Below are 13,903 nucleotides of genomic sequence, written 5' to 3' on the forward strand. Positions count from 1 at the left end.
GTGGGATAATGCGATGAAACAAAGACTTAGAGCGGCTCCAGCAGCTCTGTTTTTAACTGGAGCCGTTCTAATCAGGCGGCGTGAATTTCGGCGCTGTGATTGCCTATATGACCTGGCTTGCGATCAGGGATGCAGACCGAAACCACGGTGCCAACGCCTTCGGTTGAGCGAATGCGAAGCCAGCCGCCGTGAAGCTCAGCCAGTGAACGGGTGATGGCAAGTCCGAGGCCGGAACCGGTATGGGTCTTGGTGAACTGGTTTTCCACCTGTTCGAAGGGCTGGCCGATTTTCTTGATTGCCGATTTTGGAATGCCGACACCGGTATCCTGAATAGTCATGAAGAGGGCTGAGCCGGTCTTTCGCGCCCGTACCGTGATCTGCCCGCCATAGGATGTGAACTTCACCGCATTGGAGAGAAGGTTTATGAGCACCTGCTTGATCGCGCGCCGGTCGGCATAGAGCTGCATTGCCTCTTCGATGCGTGTATTGACCGCAATATTCTTCTCATCCGCCTGCAGCGAAATCATGCGTACCGTTTCATTGATAAGCGGGCAGAGATCGATCTGCTCACGGTCGAGCGAGAAATGCCCGGCCTCAATCTTCGACATGTCGAGAATGTCATTGATGACATTAAGCAGGAAGTTGCCGCTTGTATGGATGTCGTTGATGTATTCCTCGTAACGGTCGGAACCGAGCGGGCCGAACGTGCCTGCCTGGATCATTTCCGAGAAACCGATGATCGCATTGAGCGGCGTGCGCAGCTCGTGAGACATATTGGCGAGGAATTCGGACTTGGCACGGTTCGCAGCCTCGGCGCGTTCCTTTTCCTGACCGTATTTGCGGGCAAGTTCGGACAGCTCGCGCACGCGGTCCCGTTCGCCTTTGCGCGCAATCGACAGGTCGTGAATGGTCGCCATCAGGCGGCGTTCGCTGTCGACCAGACGTTCCTGATGCAATTTGAGCTGGGTAATGTCCGTGCCAATGGAAACAAGGCCGCCGTCCTGCGTGCGACGTTCGTTGACCTGGAGCCAGCGGCCATCGCTGAGCTGGCGTTCAAAGGTCTGACCACCGGCGCGGTTATGTTCATTGGCCATGCGGCGTTCGAAAGTGAACGGGCGTGTATGGGCATCAACTTCGTTGCGCGGCACGCCGGGTTTCAGCGTCCAGACGGGAAGGCCAGCATATTCACTGAACTTGGAATTCGCCATGACGAGGCGATTGTTGGAATCCCACAGGATGAAGGCTTCCGAAATATTCTCGATGGCTTCGCGGATGCGCATGTCGGCTTCCGCCGTCTGCTGCGCAAAGCGGTGCTGTTCGCTGACGTCGAAAGCAATGCCGACCAGATGAAGATCGCCTTCGCTGGCGATCTCGGCGCGAACGCGCATCCACACCCATGAACCATCGGCATGGCGCATGCGGAAGACGCGGTCAACGTGCGAGATATCGCCCGCGGCAGCCTGTTCGGCGATGGAATAGAGGTCGCCATCTTCCGTGTTGATGATTGCAGCCACATCGCCGAAAGGCAGCACTGCATCCTGCGCTTCGTAGCCCAGCATCTCATACATGGAGCGCGACCAGTAAATGCGACCGCGTGCCATGTCCCAATCCCACAGGCCGCAGCGACCGCGCCCCAGCGCCAGATCGATACGGCGCTGGATCTGGCCGGAAAGGTCGTCGGCCTCGCGAGCTCGCGCCGCTTGGCTGAAATAGGCGTAAAGGATGGCGAACATCACGCCGGTTGTGCCTGCGAAGAGCGTCACATTGAGCGACACTGCCCGGCGCCATTCCGCAAAGATCGTGCTTTCCGGTTCGACGGCGATAACGGAATAGGGCAGGGTCATCGGCTTGGACAAGGCGCCAAAAGCCGGTTCGCCTTGCAGCATGACTTTCAGCACGCCTGCACGTTCTGCAAACAGGAATAGCGGCTGCGCTTCGGTAAGGATCGTATCGACCGGCTTGCCGGACAGATCGGATATCGGGCCGGATATTGCGACCACGGAGGATTGCGGGTCGATGACGGCAAGCGTCATGCCGGACGAGGACAGCCCACGCGAACGAAACTCGGCTATTGTGTCCTGAATATCCTTCGCGGCGATCTGTGCGCCCGCGTCGGTGCCGTTGGCAACACGTTCGATCATCTGTGCAAGATTGGCGGTTGCAGCCGACAGAAATGCCTTATGCTGTTGCTCGATATCTTCCCGCCACGCCAGCATCGAAAAGACGCGCGCTACGCCGAGAATAATCAGAAAGATAATGATGAGCGCTGGAACGAGGCGTCGCAGGATAGGCTCGATTGAGATGAACTTGCCATAGGCCGGACCAGCAAGAAGACTGACATGGCCCGAAAGCTTGCCTTTCCTTCTTTTCCGACCGGATTCGCAATGCGTCCCCGCCGGCGCGCCATACGCGTCGGTGCTCGCCATATAATGGTCCCTCGTGAATTCCCTGCGAGTGAAGTGATTCGGAATACGCCACCTCCGAATGTCATCAATGAATCAAAAGTGATTCGCGCTGTCCAGCGAATTCGTTAACGAGGCGTAAAAATCAGGGTTTTCATCAGCCGATTTATTCATGAATCTCAAGCTCTTAAGTGGAATCGATATTGCATCTGATTCGCCTAAAGGCATGAAAAGACTCACGAAAGCTGACTGTCCACCGCCTCTGCGTTCATCAGCATGAAAAGGCTCGTTCCGATTGCCGGTTAAGCAGTCGGAGCGAGCAAATCATCACAACGATCAGGATAGGTCGCGAATCAGGCGAGAGTGCGGTCCACGATATCGCGCAGGTCGGTAGACAGTTTGCCCGCGCCCGAAATACGCGCCAGCGCTGCCCTTGCATGTTCGCGGCGGGTATCTTCAAGCGAACGCCAGGAGCGAAGCGCCGTCAGAAGCCGTGCGGCAAGCTGTGGATTTTCCGGATCGATGGACAGGATCGTATCTGCAAAGAACTCGTAGGCCGCACCATCCTTGCGGTTGAAGCCGGTTGGATTGGATGCCGAGAACGAACCAATCACCGAGCGGACGCGGTTTGGATTGTCGAGCGAGAAGAGGGCGTGTTTCGTAAGATCGCGCACGGCCTGCAAGGCTTCGTCGCCGGGACGGCTCGCCTGCGCACTGAACCACTTGTCCATCACAAGACCATCCTTACCAAACTGGCGTTCGAAACTTGCCAGTGCGTCCTTTGCCTCGTTCGTATCACCAAAGCGGTGTACCAGCACGGCCAGTGCCGCGAAGCGGTCGGTCATATTATCCGCATTGGCGAACTGGCTGGTGGCCCGTTTCTGGCTTTTCTCGTGACGGCTCAGATAATCGAGCAGCACGTTCCGCAAGGCACGTTTGCCTGCCGCGCCTGCATCTGGCGAGAAGGCGCCGTCCTGTTTCAGGGCATCGTAGAGCGTGGTGAAATCGCCAGCATAACGGGCGGCAATGGCGTCCACGAAATGGTTTCGGCTGGCGAGAATCGCATCCGGATCGACATTGCTGCCCATTTCGCGCGCGATATCGCTTTCGCTCGGCAGCGTGAGGCAGAGCGCGCGGAAGGCTGGATCAAGCGTTTCGTCGGAAGCAACGTTTCCGGCAAGTTCGATGATTTTATCGTCAACTGCCGGTGCATGACCACCGCGGATACGCTTGGCGCCTTCAAGCAGAGCCAGGTTGAAAATTCCGGTCAATGCCTGCCAGCGGGCGACCGGATCGCTGTCGTTCAGGGCCAGGAATGCACGATCATCGTCCGATAGGGGCGCCGACAGGTTTACGGGAGCCGAGAACCCGCGCAACAGCGACGGAACAGAGCGTTCCTTGATGCCATGAAAGACGATCGTTTCGGACGGACGATGCAGATGAATGACGTCGCCGCGCACGTCCCCACCTTCGACGGATGTTGGAACCATATCCTCGCCGTCTGACCCAATAAGACCGTAGGTGATCGGGATATGCATCGGTTTCTTGACCGATTGTCCGGGCGTTGCCCCCAGCGACTGTGCCAGTTCAATCGAGAAGGTTTCCTTCGCAGCATCGTAGGAGAAAGCAGCTTCCACCTTCGGGGTTCCGGCCTGATCGTACCAGAGCGCAAACTGTGAAAAGTCCTGACCGGAAACATCGGCGAAGACCTTGATGAAATCCTCGATTGTTGCGGCTTCCCCGTCATGGCGCTCGAAATAGAGGTCCATGCCCTTGCGGAATAGCTCAGGCCCAATGATTGTGCGGATCATGCGCACGACTTCCGAACCTTTTTCATAGACGGTCGCCGTATAGAAATTGTTGATCTCGCGATATTCGCGCGGGCGTACCGGATGGGCGAGTGGCCCGGCATCTTCCGGGAATTGCTGCGCCTTGAGAATTTTCACTTCGGCGATGCGCTTAACCGGGCGCGAGCGCTCATCGGCGGAGAATTCGTGATCGCGATAGACCGTCAGGCCTTCCTTGAGGCAGAGCTGGAACCAGTCGCGGCAGGTGATGCGGTTGCCGGTCCAGTTGTGGAAGTATTCATGTGCAATCACCGCCTCGATGCCCGCATAGTCAACGTCGGTAGCGGTTTCAGGGTCGGCCAGCACATATTTGTCGTTGAAGACGTTGAGCCCCTTGTTCTCCATCGCGCCCATGTTGAAATCGGAAACGGCAACGATGTTGAAGATGTCGAGATCATATTCGCGACCAAACTTCTCCTCATCCCAGCGCATGGAGCGTTTCAATGCATCCATCGCGTAGAGTGCGCGGCCTTCCTTGCCATGCTCGACATAGATCGCCAGATCGACCGGTTGTCCTGACTTCGTGGTGAAGTGATCCTTCACGACGCCGAGCGATCCGGCAACGAGCGCGAAGAGATAAGATGGTTTTGGGTGCGGGTCATGCCAGATGGCGAAATGCCGGTCCGGCGTGCCTTCGACCGATCCGCTCTCGACCGGATTGCCGTTGGACAGAAGAATAGGAGCGGCTTGTTCGTTAGCGTCAACCCGCACGGTATAGACTGACAGAACATCCGGGCGATCATAATAATAGGTAATGCGGCGGAAGCCTTCTGCCTCGCACTGCGTGCAATAGACGCCGCTTGAACGATAGAGGCCGGATAGCTGGCGGTTGGTGGTCGGATTGATTTCCGTCACGACTTCAAGCGTGAAGCGCTTGCCTTCTGGCAGGTCGCTGATTTCGAGCTGATCGGGCGTTGCGATATAGCTGTTGTCGGTGAGCTGCTTCCCGTCGATGGCGATGCTGACAAGTTTCAGTTCGTCACCATCGAGAATCAATGGCGTACCAGCTGCAGTGCCATCGCGACGCTCAATCGTGAGGGTCGCACGGACGATGGTTTTTTCCGGTTCCAGGGAGAAGTCCAGTTTCGTCTCGGGTATGGCGTATGGGGTCGGACGATAATCTTCGAGACGGAATGTCTGGCCGGTTTCAGTACGCATAGCGAAACTCTCTCCCTGAACTCTCATTGAACTCACGATGTTGGATTCGTACCTAAAATTGTCGCCAAGGGAAACTCAATTCCAGAACAACCAACTGGCCTTTTATGACCGGAGCATTTCCAGCAAAACTGCGAAGCGTCTGCGCGGGGAAATCAGTTCACTGGATTGATTTCTATTCCCGCTTCGATGCGTCGGATAATGCGACAAACAAACGACAGGCGCTTTGCCAAATAATTTTCAGCGGGACCTTTGTGCTACTGGTGCTGTCTCACAAACAGGAATAAGAAAACAGGCGCTCGAATATTTTGGGCGAACCTGCGCTTTGTGTTTTTAAGGAATTGCGTTGTGAACGCTCATGCGAGCGCGCCTGTCGAGGCTGCCCATCTTGAAACCAACCCGATGCTCGGCATCGGTCTCAAAATCGCTTCTGTTGCCGTTTTTGTCGCCATGTCCACCTTGTTGAAGGCGGCTGAAGGCGTGCCTGTCGGACAGTTGATCTTCTTCCGGTCGTTCTTCGCAATCTTCGCTATATTGCTCTATCTGGGGTGGCGCGGGCAGCTTTCTGGCGTGTTCCGCACCCAGAACGGTTTCAGCCATTTCTGGCGCGGACTGGTGGGTGTCTGTTCCATGTCGATGAGCTTTTTCGCTCTCACCAAGCTGCCGCTGCCCGAAGCAATCGCGATCAACTACGCTTCACCACTGATTACCGTCATTCTTGGCGCGGTCATCCTGCATGAAGTCGTGCGGTTTTATCGCTGGAGCGCGGTTCTCATCGGGCTTGGTGGCGTGATGGTTATCATCTGGCCGCGGCTGACGGTTTTTTCCGGCGGTAGTATGGGGCATGACGAGGCCATGGGTGCGTTCGCCGCTCTTGGTGCGGCTATCTTGTCTGCGGTGGCGATGATGCTTGTACGTCGCCTCGTGCAGACGGAACGCACCTCGACCATCGTGATCTACTTTTCCATATCCGCGAGCGTCATTTCCTTGGTGAGCTTTCCTTTTGGCTGGATCGTGCCGAACTGGTCGCAGCTTGCCATGCTGGTCGGTGCTGGTTTTGCCGGGGGCGTCGGCCAGATTCTTCTGACCGAGTGCTATCGCCATGCGCCGATGTCGACGATCGCGCCCTTCGAATACACGTCGATGCTGCTGGGACTAGCCATCGGCTTTCTGCTGTTCGGCGATATTCCGACCTTCGAAATGCTGGCCGGTAGTGCCATCGTCATGGCGGCAGGCGGTTTCATCATTTACCGCGAGCACAAGCTTTCGATTGCGCCCCACAAAGTCAACGCACCGCAGACGCAATGAATTCAGCTTTGACCGGGTGTGCCTTCTGCACGGGGATCGAGCTGCATGGTCTCCGGCGTGGACTGGCCGTCCGGCGTATGGAATTTGTACTCGGTCTTCTGGTCGCTGATCGCCGGGCGCTCGAAGCGACGGATGCGCCAAAAGGCATGCAGGCCGTATAAGCCGTAGGCGATGGCCATGGTTACGAAGAAGCCCGATGCGCCAATCAGATCCATCAACGGGCCGGAAAGGGCAGGCCCGATGACACTGCCCACGCCGTAAATAATCAGCAACCCGCCGGAGACCTTCACGAATTCGCTGGCATCTGCGTAGTCATTGGCGTGAGCGACGTTGAGGCTGTAGATCGGATAAATCACCGAACCGAACAGAAACATCATCGCGTAAAGCGCATAGGGCGAGGTGGGATGGAACAGCACCATCACCATCGACAAAGCAAAGCCGATGACACCGGCGATCACCATGACATAGCGACGATCGACAAAGTCCGATCCTCGTCCGAGCGGGTACTGGAAGATAGCGCCACCGATCATGGCGCAGGCAAGCATTGTGGCGATGCCGAAGGTGGAGAGGCCATTCATCTCACCGTAAATCGCGGCGAGGAAGTTCCAGGTGCCCGCAACGATACCTGCAATCAGCGAGCCAACAGCCGCAGCAGGTGACCGTCGATAAAGTCCCTTCAAATCGAGCGAAACCTGCGTCAGCGGATTGGGTGACTGCGCGCTTGAAAGGGCGGTTGGAAGGAGTGCGCTTGCATAGATGATGGCACAAATGATGAAGAGCGTCTGCGTTCCCGCATCGCCGAACGGCAGGATGTACTGCCCGCAGAGCAGGCCGAGCATAGTGATGATCATATAGATCGAAAAGATGCGACCGCGCGATTCATTGGTTACGCGCTCGTTCAGCCAGCTTTCAATAATCATATAGCTGCCTGCGAGCGAAAAGCCCGCAACGCCACGGAAGATCATCCATGCGACAGGATTGACGACCAGTGCGTGGAAAAGCAGCGCCATCGAAAGCAACGTCGCAAGCGAAGAGAAGACGCGAACATGCCCGACGCGCCGCACCAGATGCGGCACCACAATGCAGCCGATCGTGAAGGCGAGGGAATAGCTCGTACCCATCCAGCCGATGGTCGTGGTCGACCAGCCTTCCATGCCGCCCCGCAGGGGCAGAAGAATACCCGCGAGGCCACCGGCGAGCAGCATCAGAAAGGTGCTTGCAAGCAAAGCGGCTATGGGCAGGAGCTGGCCAGCCATGAAAAACTCCACAGTGAAATCCCATGGGGAAACTGAATTTAGGGCTACTTGTCGCCGAAAGGCGGTTTGGCAAGCGGCGAAATAGAACAAGTTTGCGGCATGTTGGTGACAATGCCGCCTGCGTCGCCTGCCGATGCCACTGAACTAAAAAGATTTCAACTCATCAATTCGGCCAATTTCAGCTTCACAGCCAGAAAATCGCGCCATGCAAAACGCTTTTGTGCCGGCGTTCGTAGAAGATAGGCCGGGTGCAGGGTCGGCATGACAGGAATTTCGAGGCCGTTGGGCGTATGATGAATTTTCCAGTTGCCGCGCAGGCGAAGGATGCCTTCCGTCGCGCCGGTGAGGGCCTTGCCCGCAGGACCGCCCAGGGCAACCAGAACTTTCGGTGAGGCAAGCTCGATCTGTCGTTCGATGAATGGCCGACAAAGTTCCGTCTCAAGCGGTGTCGGCGTGCGGTTGCCGGGCGGACGCCACGGGATCGTGTTGGCGATGTAGACGCTTTCTCGCTTCAGGCCGATGGATTCGATCATGCGATTGAGAAGCTGTCCGGATTTTCCGACAAACGGCAATCCTTCCATATCCTCATCCCGTCCGGGCGCTTCACCGATGAACATGATGTCGGATGACGGATCACCATCGGCGAAACAAAGGTTCTTCGCCGTGAATTTCAGGTTGCAGCCGTCGAATGCCGCAAGCTTCTCCCGCAATTCCTCCAGCGTTGAAGCCTGTGCCGCCGCTTCGCGTGCGAGCGCAATCTGCGCCGTATCGGGAAGGTCGGCTGCGGCTTGAACAGGCTTGCTGGTGGGGGCGGGGGCCGGCGCTGGGCGCGGTTGTTGCTGCCGGGCGCGCTCAGGCGAATTCGGCATCTGCGCCGTTGGCTGCGAAGAGGCAGGGCGTTGAGGCTCTGCAAACCGGTCTATCGGCGTTTCGGAAAGCGGCATGTCAATGCCTGCCTCCGCATAGAAGCGGAGCAAACCTTCAATATCCAGCGTTTCGCGATTATCAGCCATTATCTACCTCACCTCTGAGGTGGCGAATTTTGCAGGTGAATGCAAGAGCCCGGTTTAGATTTAGGGTTCGTTTGGCCTGTTAGTGACAGTTCATACCCTGTTTGATGCGCATATAGCCAGGCAAGGTGCGAACATGGTCCTGACATGACATGAGGACATGCTTCTTCTATCATCACAAACAAATCTTCATCGCGGCTTCTTGAATGGAATGAATTTGACGTTTACGTTAAGGTAAATCAATTTGAGGACGTAGGACGCCTGTTTTGGACAATTGGACGCATTTGCGGCAGTCTCCAACTCTGCGACAGGGTAAGGCAGAATACGGGGAAACGGCGATCTTTTCGTACCGCCAGTGCTGACGGGCAGTCGGTTCATGGGTATTCGCGATTAGATCATGCACAAAAACAATTGGATGCGTCGTCTGGGCTATCTTAGTGAGAAGACGATGTTACACCGGACGGAGGGATGAATGTCTGAAGCCCCAGAATATGCAAACCAGGAGCTTCCCGAACGCGAGAGCATGGAATTCGACGTTGTGATCGTCGGCGCAGGCCCTGCTGGCCTTGCTGCGGCAATCCGTTTGAAGCTGGCGAATCCAGAGCTGTCCGTCGTCGTCCTCGAAAAGGGCGGGGAAGTCGGCGCGCATATTCTTTCCGGCGCTGTCGTTGATCCGGTAGGTATCGACCAGCTTCTGCCGGGCTGGCGCGAGGAAGAGGGGCACCCTTTCAAGACGCCGGTTACTGCCGATCATTTCCTCGTGCTGGGGCCCGCAGGTTCAGTACGCCTGCCGAATTTCGCCATGCCGCCTCTGATGAGCAATCATGGCAATTACATTGTGTCTCTGGGCAATGTCTGCCGCTGGCTCGGCACCAAAGCCGAAGAACTTGGCGTAGAAATCTATCCGGGTTTTGCAGCAACCGAGGTGCTCTACAATGACGAGGGCGCGGTCATCGGCGTCGCCACTGGCGATATGGGCGTCGAGCGCGACGGAACGCATGGGCCGAACTACACGCGCGGCATGGCGCTGCTCGGCAAATATACGCTGGTCGGCGAAGGCGCGCGCGGCTCGCTTGCCAAGCAGCTGATCACCAAGTTCAAGCTCGACGAAGGCCGTGAACCGGCGAAATACGGTATTGGCCTCAAGGAACTATGGCAGGTTGATCCTTCCAAGCACAAGCCGGGTCTGGTCCAGCACTCCTTCGGCTGGCCGCTCGACATGAAGACGGGCGGCGGCTCGTTCCTTTATCATCTGGAAGACAATATGGTTGCGGTCGGTTTCGTGCTGCATCTCAACTACAAGAACCCGTATCTGTCGCCGTTTGAAGAGTTCCAGCGTTTCAAGACGCATCCGGCCATCAAGGATGTCTTTGAGGGTGGCAAGCGTCTTTCCTATGGCGCACGTGCGATTACCGAAGGTGGCTTCCAGTCGGTGCCAAAGCTGTCGTTCCCGGGTGGAGCGCTCATCGGCTGCTCGGCTGGTCTGGTCAACGTGCCGCGCATCAAGGGCAGCCACAATGCGGTTCTTTCCGGCATTCTCGCTGCCGACAAGATCGCCGAGGCAATTACCGCAGGCCGCGCCAATGACGAGCCGGTCGAGATCGAGAACAATTGGCGTTCAAGCCTGATCGGCACGGATTTGAAGCGGGTGCGCAACGTCAAGCCGCTGTGGTCGAAGTTCGGCACGATTGCCGGCGTGGCGCTCGGTGGTCTCGATATGTGGACCAACCAGCTTTTCGGTTTCTCCATCTTTGGAACGCTGAAGCATGGCAAGACCGACGCGCAGTCGCTTGAGCCGGCTGCAAAACACGCGAAGATCGATTATCCGAAGCCGGATGGCGTTCTGACCTTTGATCGTCTGTCGTCGGTGTTCCTGTCGAACACGAACCATGACGAGAACGAGCCTGTGCATCTTCAGGTTCGCGACATGAAATTGCAGCAGACTTCCGAACACGACGTCTTCGCTGGTCCGTCGACGCGTTACTGCCCTGCGGGTGTTTATGAATGGGTGGATGCCGACGGCAACTCCGCAGCTGATCCGCAGGCAAAGGATGTGCGGTTTGTCATCAACGCTCAGAACTGCGTGCACTGCAAGACTTGCGACATCAAGGACCCGAACCAGAATATCAACTGGGTGCCGCCACAAGGTGGTGAGGGACCTGTTTACGTGAACATGTAATGTTTACGTGATGACACGAGAAAAAGGCGGTCTGGGACCGCCTTTTTTATTGCAGCATGACGGACTGGGTTTCCGGTTCTTCTTCATCTGGCCGAACGGGTGGTGGAACGGAAAAATCGAGCCGCACTGGCAGATGATCGGAGCCGGCATCTTCGCGAGCCGAAACCTCCGCCCCTCCGATTTCAGGGCTTACGAGTATCTGATCAATCGGCAGGCCGATATAAGGAGCGAGCTTAACAGGCAGTAGGTGCGTCATCCACGTGCCGCCAATACCGGTCATATGGCGGGTGCCTGAGGCACGTTCGACGCGGCGAACGGCATTGCTCCACGGCGCTGCATTGAAGTCACCGGCGACGACCAGAGGGCCTTTCAGCTTCTGCAGTTCTGGTTCGATGTAGCGGAGTTGATAGGGCTGCCAGCGCGGCCATGGCCATGAAAAGTGCAGTGCTGCGACATGCACGGTCGTTCCGCCGAAATTGATCGGCGCAATTGCGAGCAAACCATCGCCGACACAGGCCGTCTGTGCATCTTCGCTGAAAGGCCGCTTCGAAAGGATGCCCACGCCCCATGTGTTGGGATCATCAGCACAATTGAGATGGTAGGGATAGGAGCCTTGGAGAATGGTGAGCCACTTGGTCCATTGGTCGCTCGCCTCCTCATAGGTGATGACGTCCGGCTTCTCCCGCGCGATCATCTGGAGAATGCGTTTCGGTTCGGGATTGTCTTCGCGCAAATTGATCTGGACGAGACGGTAGCGTGCGCCGCCTTGTTCCTGCGCATGGGCGCCGGTGGAGCCGCTCAGGAAATCACGTGCAGCACCAACAGTCGTGCTTAGAGCCATGACGGCAAAGAGTAGCAGCATCGCCGCCTCACGCCGCATCTTGGTGAAAAGCAAGGGAATGGTCAGCACTGCCAGCAGGACGGACAGATGAGCTCGAAAATGCGAAAAGGAATCGAGAGCCGGGTGCACCGCTCCAAGAAATCCCAGCACGAGCGGAACCGACAGCGCGACAGCAGCCAGCAGCAACAGGAATGAAAGGTTTTCACGGCTTTTCGACATGAAATGCCTCTAGCTATCGAATACGGCGCGATGATGGAGGTGAAGGCAATAGGGCGTTAGGGGAGTAAGGCAGTATGTTAAGAGCATCATCTGTTGCTAACCAACATATTGCTCTACTGTCTTACCACCCTATTCCCCTAGCGTCACTGGAAAGCCGTCTCGTAGAAGCTGCGAAGCTTGCGGGAATGCAGCCGCTCATCCGGCATGGCCGCAATTTTTTCCATCGCGCGGATGCCGATGCGCAGATGCTGTGCCACCTGCCGCTTGTAAAATTCGGTCGCCATGCCCGGCAGTTTCAGTTCGCCGTGCAGCGGCTTGTCGGAAACACAGAGCAGGGTGCCGTAAGGCACACGGAAACGGAAACCATTGGCCGCAATTGTGGCTGATTCCATATCAAGTGCGACAGCACGCGCCTGTGAAAGGCGCTGCACCGGGCCGCGCTGGTCGCGCAGTTCCCAGTTGCGATTATCAATGGTCGCGACCGTACCGGTACGCATGATCTGTTTCAAATCATAACCTTCCAGACCGGTGATTTCCTCGACGGCTTCTTCCAGCGCAACCTGAATTTCCGCAAGTGCCGGCAATGGCACCCAGACGGGCAGATCGTCATCGAGAACATGGTCCTCACGCATATAGGCGTGTGCCAAAACGTAATCGCCAAGCTGTTGGCTGTTGCGAAGGCCAGCGCAATGACCGAGCATAAGCCATGCGTGAGGGCGAAGCACTGCAATATGGTCGGTTATGGTCTTGGCATTGGACGGTCCCACGCCAATATTGACCATCGTGATGCCCGAATGGTCGCCCCGTTGCAGGTGATAAGCTGGCATCTGCGGCAGGCGGGGCAGAGGGCTGCCACTGCTTGGTTCGGTCTCGCCCGCGCGCGTAATCAGATTGCCCGGTTCAACGAACTGTTCATAACCGCCGCCGCCTTCTGCCATCAATTCGCGGGCATAGGCGCAGAACTCGTCCATATAAAACTGGTAGTTTGTGAACAGCACGAAGTTCTGGAAATGCGCCGGGCTTGTCGCCGTGTAGTGCGCCAGCCGATGCAGTGAATAATCGACGCGCTGGGCAGTGAATGGTGCAAGCGGCATCGGTTCGCCGGGGGCGGGCTCGAAATCGGCATTGACGATCTTGTCGTCGGTCGCCGCCAGATCGGGTACATCGAACAGATCACGCAGCGGATGCGTGAAGGCGTTGGCGACGGAAGCCTCGACATAGGTGCCTTCCTTGAAGGCAAAATGGATCGGGATCGGCGTCGACGATTCCTTCACGGTCACGGTCACACCGTGATTGCGCATCAGGAGGCGAATCTGCTCGTTCAGATAATGATCGAACAAGTCGGGCCGCGTGATGTTTGCGGAATAATCACCTGGCGTCGAGACATGGCCATAGGCCAGCCGTGAATCCACATGAGCGAAGCTGGATGTGGATAGACAGATCTCGGGATAATAAGCGCGGTAACGCTGCGGTGGAATTTCGCCACGGGCAACCTTCTCGAACGCATCGCGCAGGAAAGCCGTGTTGCGATCATAGAGCTTTTGCAGGGCGGCAACCGCCGCACCGGCATCGGTGAAAACCTCCGGATCAACGGTCGAAGGCGTTTTGATCTCGGTCAAAAAAGGATGTTCGATTCGCTGTGTCATGGCCTAGTATAGCAGAGTCCATGACTGGTATATGACCCAG

8 protein-coding genes are annotated in these 13,903 nt (G+C 56.8%); 2 read left to right on the forward strand and 6 right to left on the reverse strand.

Translation table 11 applies throughout. From position 1 onward, the window contains the following. Positions 1 to 71 precede the first annotated feature (71 nt). Both ABDF71_RS05275 and pepN read right to left on the reverse strand, forming a co-directional pair. The gene (locus ABDF71_RS05275; RefSeq protein WP_040129550.1) at positions 72 to 2,426 is read right to left on the reverse strand and encodes a PAS domain-containing sensor histidine kinase; all 2,355 of its coding nucleotides are present in this window, start codon (positions 2,424 to 2,426) and stop codon (positions 72 to 74) included. A gap of 329 nt (positions 2,427 to 2,755) precedes the next feature. Then, positions 2,756 to 5,407, reverse strand: a complete 2,652-nt coding sequence (pepN, locus tag ABDF71_RS05280; protein WP_500061249.1) for an aminopeptidase N — start codon at positions 5,405 to 5,407, stop codon at positions 2,756 to 2,758. Positions 5,408 to 5,806: 399 nt separating this feature from the next. Here pepN and ABDF71_RS05285 point away from each other — a divergent pair, with 399 nt between their 5' ends. Beyond that, complete coding sequence (locus ABDF71_RS05285; protein ID WP_275982702.1) at positions 5,807 to 6,712, forward strand: DMT family transporter; 906 nt, start codon at positions 5,807 to 5,809, stop codon at positions 6,710 to 6,712. 2 nt (positions 6,713 to 6,714) lie between these two features. Here the strand turns inward: ABDF71_RS05285 and ABDF71_RS05290 are convergent, their stop codons facing one another. Together ABDF71_RS05290 and ABDF71_RS05295 are read right to left on the reverse strand one after the other, a co-directional pair. Continuing rightward, positions 6,715 to 7,968, reverse strand: coding sequence for an MFS transporter (locus tag ABDF71_RS05290; protein WP_010661607.1), 1,254 nt, complete (start codon positions 7,966 to 7,968; stop codon positions 6,715 to 6,717). A gap of 155 nt (positions 7,969 to 8,123) precedes the next feature. Further along, a complete protein-coding gene (locus ABDF71_RS05295; RefSeq protein ID WP_094513285.1) occupies positions 8,124 to 8,981 on the reverse strand; it encodes a uracil-DNA glycosylase in 858 nt (285 codons plus the stop codon). Between the two features lie 469 nt (positions 8,982 to 9,450). Between ABDF71_RS05295 and ABDF71_RS05300 the strand changes: the two genes are divergently transcribed. Then, the gene (locus ABDF71_RS05300; protein ID WP_279676345.1) at positions 9,451 to 11,157 is read left to right on the forward strand and encodes an electron transfer flavoprotein-ubiquinone oxidoreductase; all 1,707 of its coding nucleotides are present in this window, start codon (positions 9,451 to 9,453) and stop codon (positions 11,155 to 11,157) included. Between the two features lie 46 nt (positions 11,158 to 11,203). Here ABDF71_RS05300 and ABDF71_RS05305 read toward each other — a convergent pair whose 3' ends face one another. Both ABDF71_RS05305 and ABDF71_RS05310 read right to left on the reverse strand, forming a co-directional pair. Next, positions 11,204 to 12,217, reverse strand: coding sequence for an endonuclease/exonuclease/phosphatase family protein (locus ABDF71_RS05305; RefSeq protein WP_012092431.1), 1,014 nt, complete (start codon positions 12,215 to 12,217; stop codon positions 11,204 to 11,206). A 143-nt stretch (positions 12,218 to 12,360) separates the two neighbouring features. Beyond that, positions 12,361 to 13,863: an AMP nucleosidase gene (locus ABDF71_RS05310; RefSeq protein ID WP_012092430.1), complete on the reverse strand. Its 1,503-nt coding sequence runs from the start codon at positions 13,861 to 13,863 to the stop codon at positions 12,361 to 12,363. Between the last annotated feature and the right edge of the window lie 40 nt (positions 13,864 to 13,903).

The organism is Ochrobactrum sp. WV_118_8 (assembly GCF_039631535.1).
GTDB lineage: Bacteria > Pseudomonadota > Alphaproteobacteria > Rhizobiales > Rhizobiaceae > Brucella > Brucella anthropi.

What these genes read in the sequence shown, in the direction of transcription:
- pepN (WP_500061249.1), bottom strand. Translation starts at nt 5,407, where the DNA reads ATGCGTACTGAAACCGGCCAGACATTCCGTCTCGAAGATTATCGTCCG.
- ABDF71_RS05300 (WP_279676345.1), top strand. Translation starts at nt 9,451, where the DNA reads ATGTCTGAAGCCCCAGAATATGCAAACCAGGAGCTTCCCGAACGCGAG.
- ABDF71_RS05275 (WP_040129550.1), bottom strand. Translation starts at nt 2,426, where the DNA reads ATGGCGAGCACCGACGCGTATGGCGCGCCGGCGGGGACGCATTGCGAA.
- ABDF71_RS05310 (WP_012092430.1), bottom strand. Translation starts at nt 13,863, where the DNA reads ATGACACAGCGAATCGAACATCCTTTTTTGACCGAGATCAAAACGCCT.
- ABDF71_RS05290 (WP_010661607.1), bottom strand. Translation starts at nt 7,968, where the DNA reads ATGGCTGGCCAGCTCCTGCCCATAGCCGCTTTGCTTGCAAGCACCTTT.
- ABDF71_RS05285 (WP_275982702.1), top strand. Translation starts at nt 5,807, where the DNA reads ATGCTCGGCATCGGTCTCAAAATCGCTTCTGTTGCCGTTTTTGTCGCC.
- ABDF71_RS05295 (WP_094513285.1), bottom strand. Translation starts at nt 8,981, where the DNA reads ATGGCTGATAATCGCGAAACGCTGGATATTGAAGGTTTGCTCCGCTTC.
- ABDF71_RS05305 (WP_012092431.1), bottom strand. Translation starts at nt 12,217, where the DNA reads ATGTCGAAAAGCCGTGAAAACCTTTCATTCCTGTTGCTGCTGGCTGCT.